The organism is bacterium, assembly GCA_018814885.1.
In the GTDB taxonomy this organism is placed as follows: Bacteria; Krumholzibacteriota; Krumholzibacteriia; order LZORAL124-64-63; family LZORAL124-64-63; genus JAHIYU01.
Window position 1 is genome coordinate 1 of the sequence record JAHIYU010000062.1, and the last position, 18063, is coordinate 18063.

The 18063-nt window shown below is 68.0% G+C and carries 16 protein-coding genes and 1 tRNA gene; all 17 read right to left on the bottom strand.

What is annotated here, in order from left to right:
• Positions 1 to 779, bottom strand: a 779-nt coding sequence (locus KJ554_03495) for a hypothetical protein (protein ID MBU0741403.1), incomplete at its 3' end; no start/stop codon positions are given.
• Positions 776 to 2149 (bottom strand): SpoIID/LytB domain-containing protein, encoded by a 1374-nt coding sequence (locus KJ554_03500; GenBank protein ID MBU0741404.1) that lies wholly within the window; start codon positions 2147 to 2149, stop codon positions 776 to 778. The genes KJ554_03500 and KJ554_03495, both read right to left, overlap by 4 nt.
• Positions 2150 to 2154: 5 nt before the next feature.
• A complete protein-coding gene (locus tag KJ554_03505) occupies positions 2155 to 6390 on the bottom strand; it encodes a hypothetical protein (GenBank protein ID MBU0741405.1) in 4236 nt (1411 codons plus the stop codon).
• A 175-nt stretch (positions 6391 to 6565) separates the two neighbouring features.
• Positions 6566 to 7174 carry a hypothetical protein gene (locus KJ554_03510; GenBank protein ID MBU0741406.1) on the bottom strand — a complete coding sequence of 203 codons (609 nt, stop codon included), beginning with the start codon at positions 7172 to 7174 and terminating at the stop codon, positions 6566 to 6568.
• A 341-nt stretch (positions 7175 to 7515) separates the two neighbouring features.
• On the bottom strand, positions 7516 to 8118 hold the full coding sequence (locus tag KJ554_03515; GenBank protein ID MBU0741407.1) for a hypothetical protein: 603 nt from the start codon (positions 8116 to 8118) through the stop codon (positions 7516 to 7518).
• Between the two features lie 126 nt (positions 8119 to 8244).
• The gene (locus tag KJ554_03520; protein MBU0741408.1) at positions 8245 to 8979 is read right to left on the bottom strand and encodes a hypothetical protein; all 735 of its coding nucleotides are present in this window, start codon (positions 8977 to 8979) and stop codon (positions 8245 to 8247) included.
• 261 nt (positions 8980 to 9240) lie between these two features.
• Positions 9241 to 9317, bottom strand: a tRNA-Val gene (locus KJ554_03525).
• On the bottom strand, positions 9308 to 9484 hold the full coding sequence (locus KJ554_03530) for a hypothetical protein (protein ID MBU0741409.1): 177 nt from the start codon (positions 9482 to 9484) through the stop codon (positions 9308 to 9310). Before KJ554_03530 ends, KJ554_03525 begins: the two co-directional genes overlap by 10 nt.
• Positions 9485 to 9593: 109 nt before the next feature.
• Entirely contained in the window at positions 9594 to 10700 is a 1107-nt protein-coding gene (gene mltG, locus KJ554_03535; GenBank protein ID MBU0741410.1) for an endolytic transglycosylase MltG, read from the bottom strand.
• On the bottom strand, positions 10697 to 11155 hold the full coding sequence (gene ruvX / locus KJ554_03540; GenBank protein ID MBU0741411.1) for a Holliday junction resolvase RuvX: 459 nt from the start codon (positions 11153 to 11155) through the stop codon (positions 10697 to 10699). Before ruvX ends, mltG begins: the two co-directional genes overlap by 4 nt.
• A 3-nt stretch (positions 11156 to 11158) precedes the next feature.
• Positions 11159 to 11611, bottom strand: coding sequence for an ATP-binding protein (locus KJ554_03545; protein MBU0741412.1), 453 nt, complete (start codon positions 11609 to 11611; stop codon positions 11159 to 11161).
• On the bottom strand, positions 11608 to 11946 hold the full coding sequence (locus KJ554_03550) for an STAS domain-containing protein (protein MBU0741413.1): 339 nt from the start codon (positions 11944 to 11946) through the stop codon (positions 11608 to 11610). Before KJ554_03550 ends, KJ554_03545 begins: the two co-directional genes overlap by 4 nt.
• Positions 11947 to 12046: 100 nt before the next feature.
• Positions 12047 to 13033 (bottom strand): RluA family pseudouridine synthase, encoded by a 987-nt coding sequence (locus KJ554_03555; protein ID MBU0741414.1) that lies wholly within the window; start codon positions 13031 to 13033, stop codon positions 12047 to 12049.
• Entirely contained in the window at positions 13023 to 13550 is a 528-nt protein-coding gene (lspA, locus tag KJ554_03560; GenBank protein MBU0741415.1) for a signal peptidase II, read from the bottom strand. Before lspA ends, KJ554_03555 begins: the two co-directional genes overlap by 11 nt.
• A 17-nt stretch (positions 13551 to 13567) precedes the next feature.
• On the bottom strand, positions 13568 to 13945 hold the full coding sequence (locus KJ554_03565; GenBank protein MBU0741416.1) for a TraR/DksA family transcriptional regulator: 378 nt from the start codon (positions 13943 to 13945) through the stop codon (positions 13568 to 13570).
• A gap of 10 nt (positions 13946 to 13955) precedes the next feature.
• The gene (gene ileS, locus KJ554_03570) at positions 13956 to 17126 is read right to left on the bottom strand and encodes an isoleucine--tRNA ligase (GenBank protein MBU0741417.1); all 3171 of its coding nucleotides are present in this window, start codon (positions 17124 to 17126) and stop codon (positions 13956 to 13958) included.
• The gene (locus KJ554_03575; GenBank protein ID MBU0741418.1) at positions 17119 to 18006 is read right to left on the bottom strand and encodes a purine-nucleoside phosphorylase; all 888 of its coding nucleotides are present in this window, start codon (positions 18004 to 18006) and stop codon (positions 17119 to 17121) included. Before KJ554_03575 ends, ileS begins: the two co-directional genes overlap by 8 nt.
• Positions 18007 to 18063 lie beyond the last annotated feature (57 nt).

An 18063-nucleotide genomic window follows, 5' to 3' on the forward strand; every position in this document is an offset into this window, starting at 1 on the left:
GCGCCCGCCAGCGCGCCGAGCGGCCCGCGCAACGCGCCCATGGTCAGATCGTCGCTGAAGAGCAGAGCACCGCCGGATTCGCCGCGCAACACCTCCACGGCGATCGGACTGATCGAGGCGGGCAAGTCGTCGTCGAACAACCTCAGATGCCCGAGCATCACGGCATCGGCGCCGGCGGCCAGGCCGGCCCGGAGCACCGCCGGATCGTCGGGGACCACGCGTCCCGCCGCGGCGAGATGCGTGTCGACGCCGGTGCCGCCGTGACCGGGCCAGTGCTTGAGACAGCAGCGCAGGCCCGCGTCGGCGATCCCGGCCACGGCCGCCGCGACGTGACGCGCGACGCGTCCGGGATCCGCGGCGAAGGCCCGCGACCCGATGATCGGATTGTCCGGTGCCGTCAGCACGTCCATGCAGGGGGCGAGCAGACGGTCGACGCCGACGGCGCGCGCCCTTACGGCGGCGTCCCGCGCGACGTCGCGCGTGAGCTGCGGGTCGTCGATCAGGCCCAGGGTCCAGGGCGCCGGCGGTCCGCCGGCGGCAGCGTCGAGGACCGACACGGGCCCGCCCTCGTGATCGGCCATGATCTCCGCGCCGGGCGGCAGGATCTCGCGCAAGAGACCGCACAGCTCTTGCGCCTGCGCGGCGCTGCGGACGTTGCGGCGATAGAGGATCACCCCGGCGGGCCGATGCCTGGCGAGCCACTCCCGCTCGACCGCCTCGAGACGGGGACCGGCGAGACCCACCACGAGACGTGAGGCCAGGTCCGTGCCGGGCTTCACCGCGACCACATCCGTTCCAGCCGCGCCCCGGGATAATAGTGGGACAGGATCCGCTGGTAGCCGTGGCCCCGACGGGCCATGGCCAGCGCGCCCGTCTGGCACATGCCGATGCCGTGGCCGAACCCCCGTCCGGTCGCTGTCACGCGCACCAGGTTTCCGGCGCCGTCGCGCTCCAGGTCCAGGGCGAAGGCTGCGCTCTTGAGGATCGAAAAACGGCCCTCCGCGGGGACGAGCACCCACCGCACCCGGTCCCCCCTCACCGTATAGACGCCGGCCTCGGTGGCGATCGACAGCCTTGCGATCCGCCCGGAGACGGTGCGCTGCTCGATGCTCAGATCGAGCAGGCGGCCCGGCGAGTTGCCGTCGGCGCCGGCGCGGACGGGCCGGAAGACCTCCCCTGTCCAGCGTCCGCGCGCCGGGGAGGCGGCGACCCAGGCGAGGTACTCCGGCAGGGTCGTCTGCAGGGTGCGCTGCAGGTCGCCGGCCGACCAGGCCGTGGACCAGACGAAATGGGGTGAGCCGGCGCATAAGGGCTCGCCGAGGTCGTCGGCGTCGGCATGGCTCACCAGGTACGGCCGCGCGGGGCGCGGCCAGACCTCGTGCACGCTGCTCGTGGTGCCGCCGCAGGTGGAGCAGTAGTAGGCCTCGATCTCGCGTCCGTCGTGGCGCAGGACCAGCCCGGCCGTCATGGCGATGGCGCGGTCGCACTGCGCATCTGTCCCGTGCAGCCCGCGATAGACCTGATCGGTAACGCCGGCCCACATGTCGAAACCGAGCTGCTCGCGCTCGCCCAGGTGGGAGACGCTGTAGGTCCGGGCCGCGACCGCCTGGGCGGCCAGGGCGGCCTGGGCCTCGCGCCCCGGGCGTCCGATCTCCCACGGCACAACGCCGCGCAGGTAGGTCTCCAGCTCCACGACGTTGACCAGCGTGAGGCCGCCGTCGCCGGCGTCCACGCGCAACTCCCCGGGATAGGGCGTCTCCTGCCAGGTGACGGTCGTGGCGGGATCGACGGGGCTGACGAAGAGATGATCGACGCTGCGTCCCGTCCGGCGTCCGGCCCGCCAGAGCAGGACCCCGGAGCCGGACTCGACGCGCAGGGTGCTGCCGGCGGGCAGGCGCTCGCGGCGTTGACGTTCCGCCCCGGACAACAGCAGACAATCGCCGTCGAGGTTCAGGGTCACCGCCTCGGCTCGGTTCACCAGACCGATACGCAGCAGGAGGGGATCGGAGACGGTCGACGCGCGGCGGCCCGATTCCGGGCGCGCGTCACCGGGGACGGCGGCGGTCGGTCCGCGGTTACGGGCCGCGCAACCGCCGCCCAGTACTGCCGCCGACAGGAGCAGGAGCGCGAGAAGAAGACGGTAACGCATATCCCTCAATGCATCATCACCAGGCGTTGCATGTCGCTGCTCAACGAGCCGGACGGAGCCGACAGCTCCACGCGGTACAGATAGACGCCGTTGGCCAGCTCGTCGCCCTGGTCGTCGCGGCCGTCCCACGGCACGATCACGTGACCGCCCCCCACGAAGTCCGAGACCCGCACGGGCACCACGCCGACGACATGCCCCGCCACGCTGTAGACGCTGATGCGGCCGGACGAAGGTGCGGCGTCGGTGGCGAAGAGGAACCTCGTATCCCGGGACACGGGGTTGGGGAAAGCGTGCAGATCCTGGATGCCGGTGGCGGTCGCGGCGTCCTCCCCCTGCAGGGGGATCACCGTGCCGAGACCGTCGATCTCGAGCACGACGGCGGCGAAGCCGCCGCCCGTCGCGCGGGCCGTGAACGACATGTCCACGGTGTGCTCGTCGACGCGCGTCAGCACCTTGTTGGACAAGGTCACGTTCTGGCCGTGCAGGTCCAGCCCCACGTCCGGGACGAGATAAGCGGCGGTGATCGCGCGCCCCGTGAAATCCAGGTCCTGCTGCAGCGGCAGGGGCGTCTCGCCGGCCACGAACAGCTCGCCGGCCAGATGCAACGTCACCGCCACCGGCAGGTTGATCGTCAGCGCGAAATGCTCGGCCTCGTCGTCGGGCGCGGCCGTGTCGTAGACGTTGAAGGTGACCGCGTAGTCCAGGGGCAGGATGGGGATGCGCACTTCCCACGCCGCCCTCTGGTCGCTGCCGGCGCCCGGCGGCGTGCCGCCGACGGCCAGGGCGGACAGGTCGGCTCCCTCGGAATCGAGCACGACGAGGCGGTCGACGCCGGCCTCGTCGAAGGCCCTGACGGTCAACACCAGCTCGTTGTTCTCGTCCAGCGCCGCGAACTCGGCTCCGTCTGCCACTGGCTGCCAGCCCAGCAGCACGTCGGCCCGGGGCGGCCCGGCGTCGATCACCATCAGCGCGTCGCCCAGCAGGGTGTACTGCGCGACGGCGCGGCGGTAGGTGCTGTAGGTCGGGTGCAGGGCCAGGAACGCCGTCTCGCTGGCCAGCATGAGTTCTCCCAGCACCCAGCGCGACCGCAACGTCTCGCCGTTGATCGCGCCGCGGGGAGGATCCTGCAGCATCGTGGCGAACTGCACCTGGACGAGCGTGGCGTTGGGCGACAGGAATTCGTAGCCGGAGCTGGCGTAGGTGGCCACGGCGCCCGCGCCGGGCCGGCGCAGGAACTTCTCCCCCAGCGACGGCACGTCCGTCGCATTGGACTCGCCGGAGCCGTCGCGCGTCCAGGACGTGACGTGGCAGCCCAGGCCCACCAGGAGCCAGGGCCGTCCGACGTTGTCGAAGCTGGACGCGTCCTCCCGGTAGAACGGGCTGTTGCCCACGTCCTCGATGATCTGCTCGTGTGCCATCAGGTGGTCGTTGGCGTGCCCTTGGTAGTGAAAGATGGCGGCGCCCCGCCCGCCCTCGGCCAGCAGCACGGGCAATGCGTATGTCTCTGCGTAGCCAGTGAACTCCGGCCGCGAGCGCACGTCGTCGTGGGGCGGCGACAGGGGTTCCAGATAGGTGCTGAGATAGACCCGAGCGGCAGTGAAGTCGTCGTCGCCCACGCCGTCGGGCGGAGCGAGCGCGAAGGTCTCCCAGTTGGTCGCAGCGATCTCCTGGGTCTCCTCGAAGTCCTCCTCGGTGGGATCGTACTGCTGGTCGGAGGCGCTGATGTTGTAACCGTCCGACCAGGCGTCGTCGGCCACGAGGACGGCCCGCTTCTTCCAGTCCCCCGCGGCGGACTCGAAGGTGATGACCTTGTCGACCATGGCCGCGATTTCCGCCGTGGAGTTGCCCGGGAAACGCCCCACCAGCATCCCCGCCGGCGCGCTGGTGTAATAGGGGTACTCTTGATCGTCGGTCGCGGTGACGAACCACTTGTCCGAGGGCAACAGCTCGTTCTCGTAGCCGCCCTGGTACCAGCGATGCCAGTGCGACGGCACCCAGTCGCGCAGGTTGTGGGAGTCGCTGAGCCCCTTCACGTTCTCGTTGGCGTCGCCGAAGATCTGCAGGGCCCAGGTGCCCCACTCTTCCAGGGCGATCGTGCAGAGCCGCTTGATGGCCTCGGGGTTCTTGAGGCCCCCGCCGTACCAGTCGAAGACGGCGTGGACGTCCACGATGTGGATCGCCAAAGGACGCGGCGACCGCGCCCGCCGGTGCTCGGCCCAGCGCTCCGCTTCCGCGCGGAAGGCCGGATGGGTGATCACCAGGACGTCGGGGGGTGCGGTGATCGCCGCGGGATCGTCCGGGTAGGCGACGCGGCTGGCCTTGAAGTACGGGAAGCCGGCCAGCATCGCCGCCGGGTCGCCGCCGACGGCCAGGAAGCGCCGGGCGGCGACGGCGTCCTGGCTGGCCGTGAGCGAGAGCGTGGTCGTGCCGCCGACGTCCACCAGGTTCGCCGCCGTCAGCGCCACGTGACGTGGCGCCCGCGGGTCGCTGATGTCCAGCAGCAGGATCCGGTCGCTGGTGAAACCCTGCACCTCGAGCGCCCGCTCGCCCGTCGCCTCGCCGCAGTTGAAGTCCAGCACGTCATCCTGAGCCTGGTACAGTGCGTCGTAGGACAGCTCGTACCAGTCAAGGTACCCGAGGAGGAAGGCGGAGATCGTGTTGTCCACCTTCAACGCCGCGTCGATCACGTCCGCGACAGGCAGCGCCGCGCCCGAATCGTAGATCACGCCCTGGTAGTCCACGTTGAAGGTGTCGAGAATCATCTCCACCTCGTCCTTGACCAGCGAGATCTGGAAGGACCGCGCCGCGCTGCCGAAGCCGTAGACGCCCACGCGCAGGCGGGTGTCCGTCGCGCCCGGGACCGGGTTGACAAGCGTGAGCCCGCGCTGGAGGAGGGTCGTCTGGTTGGCGTTCCAGAAGTTGCGGTCGGAGACGTTCGTGTAGGGGTAGTAGCCGTAATGGGTGTCTTCCTCGAAGTAGTCGAGCCGACGGTAGCTCGGCTCGGGAACGCCGGCGGCGGGCGGCAGCGTCAGCGGCTCCATGCGCGCCCAGGGGTCGCCGCCGGCGGGATCCGCGGCGGCCAGGTAGTAGATGTTGCCGTTGTTGACCGCGTCGATGCCGCTCGGGTTGTAGATCTCGTGGGGATCGCCGCAGCCGTCGTAGTCGGTGCCGTCGGAACTGAAGGGACCATCGTCGCGGACGCGCAGTCCGTAGAAGACGATGGCGTCGCCGCCCGTGAAGTCGCCGCCGTCGCCGAGCATCAGCAGGGGCACCTCGATCTCGTCGTAGGGCGGATCCTGGTCCGGCACGTACCGGCGCTTGTAGAGGCGGATGTGCGACTCGAGGATGCCGGCGCCGTCGAGCAGCCCCTGGTTGGACAGCGCCCCCGCCTCGAGATAGACCAGGCCCGTGCGCGTGACGGGGATGCGCACCTCCGGCGCCAGCAGGGTCCTCGCCGCCGCGAGGGTCTTGCCGGCGGCGCGCGGGCGGTCATGTTCACGGGGCAGGACGTCGAGCGAAGCGCCGTTGAGGAACATGGATCCGAAACGCGCGTCGCGGGGGACCAGGCGGCCGGGTGCGGCGATGGACCCGGCGTCGGGCACGAAGCGGACGCGCCACTCGCCGCTGCGCAGCAGCCTCTGCGCGCGTCCGGCGGCGTCGGTCTGCAACGGACGGATGGTCACCGGCGCGATCCTGTGCCCGCGCCACGCGACCACCTCGCCGATCTCCAGGGGCGGATGGGCCGGTTCGCCGCGCAGGGCCTTGGCCATCTCGTCCGCGGAGAGGGCCGGTACGCCGGTGCGGGGCTGCTCGCCCGGCAGGACGTACTCGGCGTCGAGCAGGTCCTCGCCGGTCGCCGGGTCCGTGCGCTTGACCGGCAGGGCGCCCCGCAGAACCTCGCGCCCGTCGAGGGCTTCCCAGCTCTCGTCGACGACGTCGACGGCGACGGTGGCTCCCGGCGGCAGGACCAGCCACGTGCCGTAGGCCGGCACCATGGGCGCGAAGGGGCCGGCGTCGGAGAAGAACCCCTCCAGCCGCGGCAGATGACGCGTCACGCCGGCGGCCGGCAGCGTTTTCTCCACCCAGCCCAGATCGCCGGTGGACAGGCGCAGCCGGAACCCGTCCGGACCGCTGGCGGCGACCTCCACGGGCGAGGCGGCACCAAGGGCCGGGAAAACGAACAGCGACATCAGGACGAGCGCCACCGGGCCGGTCGTACGAGGGATCCGGAACAGGCTCATGCCGTACTCCTATGCCAGGGGCTTGCAGACATCCTGCAGGATGGGGAGTCGTTCAGGGGATGGTCTTGCCACAGTATATGCGCACCCTCCGGACGGGTCAACGGGCAGGGGCTGCGGCGGGACGCAAAAAGGGGGCGGGTATCGCTCCCGCCCCCCGTTCGAATCGGTTCGCGTCCTACTTGTACAGCGTCTTCACGGCGCCCCAGGAGGCATCCTCGTTCCCCACGGGGGTGCAAATGCCGCCGGTGGGGTTGACGATGAACACCGGCTCGGTCGGTCCGCCGGTGTTGTTCACGCAGGGAATCGCGACGCCCACGTCCTCGGCATAGCCGGGGCCATAGGGAAAGTCCAGTGAGCCGGGTACGCCGCGGATGTAGTAGTTGATCGGTATCGTAGCGTTGACGACGACCAGGGTCATGGTCATCAGCACGACGACGTCTTGACCGTTGGGCGTCAGGGGACCGTCGCCGATGCCGACGAGGTAGTCTATGCCGCTACCGACGTTGAGGCCGGCCACCAGCGTCCAGGCGCCGAAGTAGTCGCCCGAAGTCGCCGGCGGGACGATCTCCACCTGGCCCTCCCAGGCAGCGACCTGATAGCCAGTGGGCTGGGTGATGCAGCAATAGAGCACCAGTTGGGTGAAGGCCGCCACATCCGCGCAGAGCTCCGGATAACCCACGATCTCGTCGTCCTTGTAGATACCAAAGCTGTCGGGACCCGGGTATGCCCACGCGACGGACGCCACCACTCCGATCATGCACATGACGATTAGCATCTTCTTCATCGTTCCTGTCCCCTTTCCTTGGGTCCCAGCTTGAAAAACCCGCCGTGATCCACGCATGCAGGATCCTGCGGCGGCCAGTACTGGAGGATTGCCACCTTATCAAGTTGTCTCGCGACCTGGACAGCGAGCACCGTTAGACCCCGCTCCCGCGGGGGAACCGCAAGGGCTCTCCCGTCCGGGTACATCAATATCCGCGGAAACGCAATCCTTGTCAAGACGCATTGTATCCAGCAGATGGGGACGCGTCCATACAATTCAGGCCGACGGCGCGCACGAAAACGGGGGCGCCTATCAGGCGCCCCCCGCAGCGGCCGCAAGCCGCTTGATCTAACAGACCGGACCTAGTACAGGCTCTTCACCTGGCCCCAGGTCAGATCCTCGTTGGCGATGATATCACAGACACCGTTGAGCCACGCGCAGGCTCCCCAGGTGCCGTCGATGGGCTGGCAAGGAATGGGAGTGCCCGCCACATGCGCATAGCCGGCGCCATCCGGGAAGGCCAGCGAACCGGGAACACCGCTGACCGAGTACGTCGCGAAATCCGTACCAGGAGGATTCATGCCATAGAACAGGATCGTGATATCGGCGAGGTGCGCGACGCCGTCGATGGCGGGGATCGGATTGGAACCCGTGCCGACCTGGTAATCGTTGCCTTCGACGACAGGAACGGCACCGGGCGACAGAACCCAAGGGTTCACGAGCTGGGCGTTGGTGTCGAGCTCCAGCCGGGCTTCCCAGGCCTTCACGTCGGGCGCCGAGGCGTTGGTCACCAGCAGATGGGCCGTGAGAGGCAGGAAGCCCCCCGCGTGCGTCGCGCAGAATGTCTCGCCGCCCACGTCGAAGTACATGCTCATGCCATCGGGATCGGGATCGACCGGCACGGCCATGGCGCTGCCGCTGAATGCAAAGACAGCTACCACCGCGAGTACTAACATCTTCTTCATGTTGCGTCTCCTTGTTGTTGTTGTTCTTCTGTGACCACGATCCGGTTCTTGCGTCCCGCGGCCCCGCAGGGCCGCGGGACGTCCGTCACCAATTCGTAGTCCAGAACCCTACAACGTAACCAGAGGTTACGGACACTGTACGTTCCTCGCAGCAGAAAACCACACGAGGTCCGAAATGTCGTCACGTTCGTCGAAATAGTAATCGACGGAGTAATGGTATCCGGCCGCAACAGGATACCGCTGTGAGAACAGAAGCACATCGGTGGACGTGGTCCACAGACCGTCGCCATCGATGTCCGCGCTGTTGAACAGGAGTAGCAGGGGACCATTGGTCAGGGGCGAACCGCTGACCATGACGTAGGTCTTGCCGTCGTTGGTGTCGTTACCATCGTTGGAATAATCGACGTGACCACCGGCGTAGAACGGACCCGAGAAGGTGGTCATACCGTTGATATCAGTGCTGGCGTCAGCAATGGTACCATTGGGGCAAGCCACCAGACCGGCCGGATCTCCAACGTTGACCGGAGGAACGGCAGGGGGATTCTCGAGCCAGATGTCCTCGAACGGATAGGCGAAGACCGGATTCGAACCACTGTCCAGCAGGGTCACCGTGATCGTGGCATCTTCCTCGGTACTGTAAGGTCCGGGCGCGGGTGGGACAGGGAAAATGGGCGCACGGGCCTCGGTCATCAGACTGCCGGAGCCATCCGGCGTATTGTACACGTTGACGTTCACGCCCACGGGCGCGTTCAACATCGTACACGACGACGTGTCGAGGTCAGGGATACCAGCGAAGCCAAGGGTTGTGACTCCCATGGCAGCGATGCAGATCAACAGACCTACAATGTTCTTACGAAGCATTAGGACACCTCCTAAAAGGCAATTCCATGCGAGGGCGGCAAACCCAAGCGAGAACGAGTGCAACTACGTTGACCCTCCCTTCCACTCTTCATAAGCCCTTAACTTGACTTCATGAGTTTACCACACAGCGGCAGCCTATGCAACATCATTTTTTTAGAATATCAACCATCCGTCTCACACTTCATGATGGTCCTGAAGATCAACTTCAGCACCGCAAGTCAAAAGCAAGACCCGCACCAGAAAGCGGCGCGGGCCCTAGCTTGGTGGGCGAAACAGGACTCGAACCTGTGGCCTCCTGCTTGTAAGGCAGGCGCTCTAGCCAGCTGAGCTATTCGCCCTTGCCCTGCAAAAAGGACTGAAGCAGGAATATCGGGATCAACAGGCAATAACCGAGAACCAGGAGCAACGGCGCCAGGGAGATGTCGCCCGAGCCCAGCAGCAGGTAGCCGACGACGATGGCCGCGAAGCCGCCGATCAGCCACGCGTAGCGCTTGAATATCAGCATTTTGCCTCACCTCGTGGACGAAACGGCCTGAATCGGGGATCCGCCGGGCGCCAAAGCATAGGGCCCCGGTTCGGCCCCGTCAAGTCCGCGGGAACACCCGGGACGTTCGTCAACGCCTCTGGCGGGGGGCGCGCAGGCTCCGGTACCGGCGGACCGCCTCGCGGTGCTCCTCCAGGGTCCGCGAGAAAACGTGCCCCCCGGAACCGTCCGCGACGAAGAACAGGGCGTCGAAGCCGGACGCCGGCTCCAGGACAGCCCGCAGGGCCGCCGGGCCGGGGCTGCCGATGGGGCCCGGGGGCAGACCCGCGCGTCGATAGGTGTTGAAGGCGGAATCCACTTCCAGGTCTGCATAGAGGATCCGCTCGCCCCGCTTGTCCAGGGCGTGGGCCACGGTCGGATCGGCCTCCAGCGGGATCCCGTCCGCCAGGCGATTGAGGTAGACGGCGGCCACGCGCGGCATCTCCTCCGCACGCGGCGTCTCGGCCTCGACGATCGAGGCGAGCGTGAGGATCTCGTGCAGACCCTGGAGCGCGTCGTCGCGCCGGGGCGGCGCGTCGTCGAGGAGCAGCCGCCAGCGGGAGAGGCCGTGCTCGAGCACCACGGCGGCCACCTGGGCGGCGTCGACGCCCTCGGCGAAGTGATACGTCTCGGGGAACAGGTATCCCTCGCAGAGGGGGAAGGCCCGGCCCGTGCGTTCCCTCTCCCGTCGCAGCGTTTCCGCATAGTCGCCGGCGGCGGCCGCGTCCAGGGGCAGGGGCGCTTGCACCATGACCAGGCCGGCGAGACTGTCCGCCGCGGACAGAAATTCCGCCGCGGACCAGGGAAACGCCGCAGCGAGCCCTGCGGCGATGGCCGAGGCGGTCTCCCCCTCGAGGATCGTCACCCGCACGGGTACGGTCCGCCCCGTCACCAACAGCCCGAGCAGGTCCCGCGGCGACAGGTCGCGTGGCACGGCGTAGCGCCCGGCGCGGATCGCACGGTCGCGGCCGGTCAGCCGGGCTCCCCAGACGAAAACCATCCGGTGCCTCAGCAGGTCGTGGGCGACGAGCGAGTCGGCCACAGCGCGCAACGTCGCGCCACGGGGGACCTCCACGATCGTCTCGTGCCCGGCGTCGGTGGGCGGCGTCGTCCAGAAGATCCAGGCCTCAGCGGCCAGGGCGACGACCGTCGCGGCCGCCACGGCGATCGCCGTCGTCCGGACGCGGCCGCGTTTCACGCGTCGCCTCCCCCGCCGGAGCGCCCCCGGGCGTCGAGGTACTGCTGGAGGATCAACTCCGCGGCGATCTCGTCGCGCTCACCCCTGGACCGCGCGGATTTGGCGCGGCGGCCGCCGGCGCGACGCGACGCGGCGCGCAGCCAGGCGTCGGCTTCCTGCGAGCTGAACCGCTCATCCACCAGGTGCACGGGCAGGCCGAATTCGGCGTCGAGGCGCCCGGCGAAACGGCGGGCCGCCGCGGCCATTTCGCCCTCGCGCCCGTCGGCGGTCAGGGGCAGGCCGACCACGATGGCCACGACCGCCCGTTCCCGAACGAGGTCGCGAATGCGTTCCAGGATGGATCCGTCGTCCGGCGTGCGGTGGCAGCCGGCGGCAGAGGCGATCGTGCCGGTGGGATCGCTCAGCGCCAGGCCGATACGGCGCGAGCCATAGTCGAGACCGAGCACGACGGCCATGGCCTATTCCCGACGCTGGAGATGCTTGCGGAGACACACGCGGAACCGCCCGTCGGCGGCAAAATCGAAGTCCAGCTCGTCGGTGAACTCGCGCATGATGGTGATGCCGCGTCCCCGCTCGCGCAGCAGGTCCTCGGGAGGAATCCAGCCCTTGTGGTCGAAGCCGGGGCCGTGATCAAGGACGGTGATGGCGATCTCGTCCTTCGCGATGTCGAAGTGGATCTCCACCTGGCGCTGCTCGTCCATGCCGTTGCCGTGTTCCATGGCGTTGGTGCAGGCCTCGATGACGGACGTGCTGATCTCGTCGATGTCCTTCTGATCGCAGGGCAGGTCTCCGGCGAGTTCCATGAGGATGGCGTCAGGCACGCCCAGGTAGAGCAGCTGGCTGGGGATCTTGAGTTCGATGCGCTGGCTGCGTTCTCCGGGATCCTTCATCGCTCCGTCCTGGCTGGTCATGCGAAGCTCCTGATCCCTTCTTCTTCATCGCTGAAGGAGACGAAGACGGTATGCAGCTTGGAGACCATGAAGATGCTCTCGATACGATCGGATACGTTCAGGAGTTTCAGGTCGCCGCCACCCTTCTTGACGGTGGAATAACCGGAGATGAGTATGCCAAGGCCCGTGCTGTTGACCCAGTTGATGCGGGAGAGGTCCACGAGCATGTTCCTGTAGCCCTCGTGCAGGAGCGTCTTGAGCGTGTCGTTGAACGTCGCCGCATCGGGTCCTCCCATGAGCTTGCCGCTCAACTCGAGGATCACGACCCCATCGCGAATGCGTTCCTTGATCTTCAAGCCTGCCTCCTTGGCGTCGCCCCGGCGTCGCCGATGCCCGGGCGAGAATAATGAAAGCGGTGGAACGTGTCCAGGACCAAAGCCCCGGCCGGCATCCGATTCAGGGCGCCGGCGCCGCGTCGTGCAGGATGTCCAGGGCGCGCCGGAAATCGTCCGGCGGCGGCGCCGCGAACGACATCTCCTCGCCGCTGCGGGGATGCCTGAGCCGCAGCTCGCTGGCGTGGAGCATCTGCCGGCCGGCGGCTGCGACCAGGGCATCCGCCGTGCGCCGGTCCAGGGGGTGGACGCCCTTGGCGCGGGCGTCGTCGCCGTAGGTCGTGTCACCGACCACGGGATGATGATGATGGGCGAAGTGCACGCGAATCTGATGGGTGCGGCCCGTCTCCAGCCAAACCTCGCAGCGCTGCACGAAGCCGAAATCCTCCCTCACCTCGTAGCGCGTGACGGCCGGCTTGCCGCCCGCTGCCAGGACGGCCATGCGCTGGCGCTGCGTGGGGTGGCGCCCCAGGGCTCCGGTCAGGGTCCCCGCGTCCTCGGCCCAGCGCCCCCAGCTCAACGTCTCGTAGGTGCGGCCCAGGGTCCGGTCCTGGAGCTGGGACTGCAGATCGCGCAGGGACGCCTCGGTCAGGGCCACCACCAGCAGCCCCGAGGTGTCCTTGTCCAGACGGTGCACGAGGCCGGCGCGGAGCCGGTCCCCGCCGGGCAGGTCCTCGAACCGGTGCAGCAGGGCGTTGACCAGCGTGCCGGTGCGATGCCCGGGGGCCGGATGGACCACCAGGCCCGCGGGCTTGTCGATCACCATGATCTCGTCGTCCTGGTGGACCACGTCCAGGCGGATGTCCTCGGGCTCCGCGGAGGTGGGCGGCGGGGGCGGCGGCGTGAAATCGACCCGTTGCCCGGCGCGCAGCCGGTATCGGCTCGGCTGCGCCTTGCCGGCGACGAGGGCACCCGAGGAATCGATCGCCTTCTGCACCTGGCTGCGGGACAGGTCCGGGCAACGCGCGGTCAGGAAATGGTCGAGGCGGAGTCCTTCATCCGCATCGTCGACCCGGAACGTGCGCGCGGCGTGATCCGGTTCAGGCGTCATCGCCGGCCGCCGTGGCGGAGGGGACAGCCTCGAGATCGTGACGATCGCCTGACGCCGTCGTCTTCTCACCGCGCCCTTCCCGCCACAGGCTCAGGAACAGGACCAGCCCGCCCAGGGTCACGCCCATGTCGGCCACGTTGAAGGTGTAGAAGCGGTGGGTGCCGACGCCGAGATCGATGAAGTCCACCACGAGGCCATCGTAGAAGATCCGATCGACGAGATTGCCGAGGGCGCCGCCGAGGATGGCGGACACCGCGCACCTGCGGATCCTCAGCAGTGAGGACGTGTGCCGGTAGAGCAGGACGAGCGCCAGGGCGGCCACGACGCTGACGGCGATCAGCAGCGGCCGGCCGCCGATCACCAGCCCCATGGCGGCTCCGGGATTCCTCACGTAGGTGAAACGCGCGTATCCGCCGATGACGTCGAGGTGCTGCAGGAGCCGGTCCGCATGCGCCAGGACCATCCGCTTGGCCGCGAAATCGACCAGCAGCACCACGGGAGCCCACAACCAGGGAATGCCGGCGGCGGCGCGGTTCAATAGCGGTCCCTCTCCTCGAGCTCCTTGCACTCGATGCAGAGGCGGGCGTCCAGCTTGGCCCTGAGGCGCGCCAGTCCGATCTGCTTGTCGCAGCCGGCGCACTTGCCGTAGGTGCCGTCCTCGATGCGTTGCATCGCCTGGTCGAGCTGGTACAGGTAGCGCCCCTCGGTGGTCGCGAAATGGATCGTGGTCTCGTAGAGGAACTCGTCGCTGCCCTGGTCGGCCATGTGATTCGAGTGGGCCTTGGCGAGATCACCGCCGAAGTCCTCCCCTTCGTGGTGGATGGTCTTGGTGTGCTTGGCCAGCGACTTTTCTATGCGCTCCTTCTCGGATGCGATCAGATCGCGAAAGCGTTCGAGTTCGGTCTTGCGCATGTCTTCCTCCTTAATCCCGGACTCGCCGGTCTATGGCAATGGACACCGACACACCGTCCACCGTGAAGCTGTCCGCGTAAGGCAGGTCCGTATCGTCACGGCTGAAAACGGCCAGGGTCTCGCCCGTCACGCGTTTCCCGTGGCGTTCGAGAGCTCTCAGGACGTCTCCGTCGCCGTCGACACGCAACACAATCCTGTCGGCAACCGCAAACCCGCTCTGCTTGCGCAGGTTCTGCACCTTGTTGATGACCTCGCGGCACAGCCCCTCTTCGCGCAGCTCCGGGGTGAGCGTGGTCTCCAGCGCCACGGTCAGGCCGTCCGCCGAACCGGCGGCGTACGTGCCGAGTCCCTGCTCGACGATCAACACCTCCTCGTGGGTGAACGCCGTAGGCGCGCCCGCGAGCTCGAGGGTGACCTCGCCGTGGCGGCGCAGCGCCAGGGCCTGCTCGGGCATCATGGCCGCGATGGCCCCTGCCGCCTCCTTGGCGCGCTTGCCGAAACGCGGCCCCAGGGCCCTGAAGTTCGGCTTGGCGGCAAGGGCGACCACCCGCAGCGGGTCGTCCAGGAGCGCCACCTCCTTGACGTTCAACTCCTCGGCCAGGATGGCGCTGAAGCGCTCGTCGCCTACCAGGACGGCGGCCCGGTCGTCGTCGGAGTGCAGCAGCAGCCTGGCCAGGGGTTGCCGCGTGCGCAGCTGCGCCTCCTGCCGCAGCGAGCGGCCCACGCCCACCGCCTGCTGCGCCGCGCCCATGGCGGTCTCGAGATCGTCGTCCACGCGCGCGTCGTCGCGGGACGGGTACGCCGTCAGGTGCACGGACACGTCGCCGCCGCCGTGCAGGCCGCGGTAGATCTCCTCGGCGGTGAAGGGAATCACCGGCGCCAGCAGTCGCGCGGCGCCGTCGAGCACCGCATGCAGGGTCGCGAAGGCGGCCTGCTTGTCCGCCGTCATCTCGCCCTTCCAGAAGCGCCGGCGCGAGAGCCGCACGTACCAGTTGCTGACGTCGTCCATGACGAACGCGCCGATCGCCTTGGCCGCGCGCGTGAAGTTCAGATCCTCGAACTGCTGGCGCGCTTCGCCCGTGACGCTGTGCAGCCGGCTCAACACCCAGCGGTCGAGCATCGTCTCCGCGGCGGTCGGACCGTCGGCGGGGGGCCAGTCGTCAAGGTTCGCGTAGAGGGCGAAGAAACTGTAGACGTTCTCCAGCGTCGCCAGCAGCTTGCGCTGGGCCTCCTTGACACCGTCGAGGTCGAACCGCGTGGGGCTCCAGACGGGCGAGGCGGTCAGCATGTACCAGCGGAGCGGGTCGGCGCCGTACTCCCTCAGGATCGCCATGGGGTCGACGGTGTTGCCCAGGCTCTTGGACATCTTCTTGCCGTGCTTGTCCAGGACGAGCTCCAGCGTGAGACAGCTCTTGTAGCTGCTGCACCCCGAGAGGAAGGTGCTGATGACCAGCATCGTGTAGAACCAGCCGCGGGTCTGGTCGATGCCCTCGCTGATGAAATCGGCCGGGAACTGGCTCTCGAAGAGATCCCGGTCGCCGAACGGATAATGGTACTGGGCGTAGGGCATCGCGCCGCTGTCGAACCAGCAATCGATGACCTCGGGCGTGCGGCGCATGGTCCCGGCGCAGCCCGCGGCGGTGCAACCGAAGGTGACATCGTCCACGTGGGGACGGTGCAGATCCAGTTCCGAGAGGTCCTTTCCCGTCAGCGCCGAGAGGTCCGCGCGGCAGGTGGGCAGGTGCGTCGCGTCGCAGCGGTCGCAGATCCAGACGTTGAGCGGCGTCCCCCAGAACCGGTTGCGGCTCAGCGACCAGTCCACGTTGCCCGCGAGCCAGTTGCCGAAGCGTCCGCTGCCCACTTCCGGCGGCGCCCAGCGGATCTCCCGGTTGGCGGCGACGAGCTGGTCGCGCATCGCGCTGGTGCGGATGAACCAGGACGGCGTGGCGTAGTAGATCAGCGGATTGCCGCAACGGTCGTGGAAGGGATAGTCGTGGGTGTAGACCTCCTCGCGCAGGAGCTTGCCCTGGTCGCGCAGGTCGCGGATGATCTGCCGGTCGGCGCTCTTGACCGGTCGCCCGGCGTAGGGGGCGATCTCCCCGACGAAGGCGCCGGCGGCGTCGACGGGATTGAAGAAGGCCAGGTTCTCGCGCCGGCCCACCTGGTAGTCGTCCTCGCCGAAGGCGGGCGCCATGTGCACGATGCCCGAGCCGCTGTCCAGGGTGACGAAGTCCGCCGGCACCACGACGAAGGCGTTCTCGCCCGCCGCCGGGGACATGAACGGGAACAGCTGCTGGTACGCGCGCCCGAGCAGGTCGCGTCCCTTGAACCTGTCGAGGATCTCGGTCGGGACCTGGGGATCGAGCACGCCCAGCCGGGCCTCGGCGAGGATCAGGATGTCGTCCCCGTGGCGGACGCGCACGTAGTCGAAGTCCTCGCCCACGACCAGGGCCACGTTCGACGGCAGGGTCCAGGGCGTGGTGGTCCAGGTCAGGAAATGTTCGTCCGCGTCGGCGGCCTTCAGCTTCACGTAGATGCTGGGCTCATCGACCGTCTGGTAGCTGTTGGCCATCTCGTGGGTGGAAATCGGCGTGCCGCAGACGGGACAGTAGGGCACCACCTTGTGGCCGCGGTACAGCTTGCCCCCGGCGTCGAAGCGGCTCAGGATCCACCAGACAGACTCGATGTACGCGTTGTCGTACGTGATGTACGGGTCGTCCAGATCCAACCAGTAGCCCAGACGCTCGGTGAACTCGTCCCAGTCGGACTTGCAGCTCCAGACGCTCTCGCGGCACGTCTCGTTGAAGGGCACGAGCCCGTATTCCTCGATGGCCACGCGCCCCTGGATGCCCAGTTGCTTCTCGACCGAGCGTTCGACCGGCAGGCCGTGCGTGTCCCAGCCGGCCTTGCGCACCACCCTGTGTCCGGTCATGGTCTTGTAACGGCAGGCGATATCCTTGGTCAGGCGCGCCATGACGTGGTGCACGCCGGGCAGCCCGTTGGCCGTGGGCGGGCCCTCGTAGAAGACCCAGTCCGGCCCGCCCTCGCGCTCGGAAATGCTCCGGCGGAAGGTATCGTGGGCACGCCAGAACTCGCCGATCAGGCGTTCCGACTCGGCGTCGTGGAACTTCCGCGCCAGTGCACCGTAGCGTTCGGTCGCTTTGTCGCGAGTCTTATCCATCGCCCGCCTCGTGGGCGACGGCGCCGCCTGGCTCCGGCATCCTGCGCAGCACTTCCGTGACCAGCTTGCAGAGCTTGGGCTCGATCCTCTGGGCCACCCTGATGATCTCGTCCACGTCGGCCGGCTGCAACGTGTCGGGGAAACAGGCGTCGGTGACCGCCGACAAGCCCAGCACGCGCATGCCGCCGTGCACTGCCGCCAGGCATTCCGGCACGATGGACATGCCGACCGTGTCGGCGCCGATCGCGCGCAGGAAACGGTACTCGGCCGCGGTCTCGAGATTGGGACCGGCGACGGCGACGTAGACCGCCCGCTTCAGCGGCAGCCCCAGTTCGAGCGCGGTGGCCTCGGCAAGCGCCACCAGCGAGAGGTCGTAGGGTTCGCTCATGTCCGGGAAGCGGACGCCGAGACGGTCGTCGTTGCGGCCGATCAACGGATTGTCGCCCATCAGGTTGATGTGGTCGGTGATCACCGTCATGTCGCCGGGGCTCAGCTGGGGGTTCATGCCGCCGACAGCGTTGGACATGACCAGGGTGTGCGCGCCGAGGGCGCGCATGACGCGCACCGGCAGCGTGATCCGACGCATGCCGTGGCCCTCGTAGTAGTGGACGCGCCCCTGCATGGCAACCACACGCCGGCCGCCGAGGGTGCCGAAGACGAAGCGGCCGGTGTGGCTCTGCACGGTGGAGTCGACGAAGTGCGGGATATCCCCGTAGGGCACGGCGCAATCCGTGTCGATCTTCGCGGCGAGATCACCCAGACCGGTGCCCAGGATCAGCCCGATCTCGGGTCGCAGATCACATTGCCCGCGCATCCAGGTCGCCGCTTCCTCGATCTGTGTCCAGGTATCGCTCACTCGTGAACCTCCACACGGGGCCATTTCCCATAAACGCGATAAACTAACACGCGCCCATCGTTCGATAAAGGGAAAAGCCGT

What these genes read in the sequence shown, in the direction of transcription:
- KJ554_03500 (MBU0741404.1), bottom strand. Translation starts at nt 2,149, where the DNA reads ATGCGTTACCGTCTTCTTCTCGCGCTCCTGCTCCTGTCGGCGGCAGTA.
- KJ554_03505 (MBU0741405.1), bottom strand. Translation starts at nt 6,390, where the DNA reads ATGAGCCTGTTCCGGATCCCTCGTACGACCGGCCCGGTGGCGCTCGTC.
- KJ554_03510 (MBU0741406.1), bottom strand. Translation starts at nt 7,174, where the DNA reads ATGAAGAAGATGCTAATCGTCATGTGCATGATCGGAGTGGTGGCGTCC.
- KJ554_03515 (MBU0741407.1), bottom strand. Translation starts at nt 8,118, where the DNA reads ATGAAGAAGATGTTAGTACTCGCGGTGGTAGCTGTCTTTGCATTCAGC.
- KJ554_03520 (MBU0741408.1), bottom strand. Translation starts at nt 8,979, where the DNA reads ATGCTTCGTAAGAACATTGTAGGTCTGTTGATCTGCATCGCTGCCATG.
- KJ554_03530 (MBU0741409.1), bottom strand. Translation starts at nt 9,484, where the DNA reads ATGCTGATATTCAAGCGCTACGCGTGGCTGATCGGCGGCTTCGCGGCC.
- ruvX (MBU0741411.1), bottom strand. Translation starts at nt 11,155, where the DNA reads ATGGCCGTCGTGCTCGGTCTCGACTATGGCTCGCGCCGTATCGGCCTG.
- KJ554_03545 (MBU0741412.1), bottom strand. Translation starts at nt 11,611, where the DNA reads ATGACCAGCCAGGACGGAGCGATGAAGGATCCCGGAGAACGCAGCCAG.
- KJ554_03555 (MBU0741414.1), bottom strand. Translation starts at nt 13,033, where the DNA reads ATGACGCCTGAACCGGATCACGCCGCGCGCACGTTCCGGGTCGACGAT.
- KJ554_03565 (MBU0741416.1), bottom strand. Translation starts at nt 13,945, where the DNA reads ATGCGCAAGACCGAACTCGAACGCTTTCGCGATCTGATCGCATCCGAG.
- ileS (MBU0741417.1), bottom strand. Translation starts at nt 17,126, where the DNA reads ATGGATAAGACTCGCGACAAAGCGACCGAACGCTACGGTGCACTGGCG.
- KJ554_03575 (MBU0741418.1), bottom strand. Translation starts at nt 18,006, where the DNA reads ATGGCCCCGTGTGGAGGTTCACGAGTGAGCGATACCTGGACACAGATC.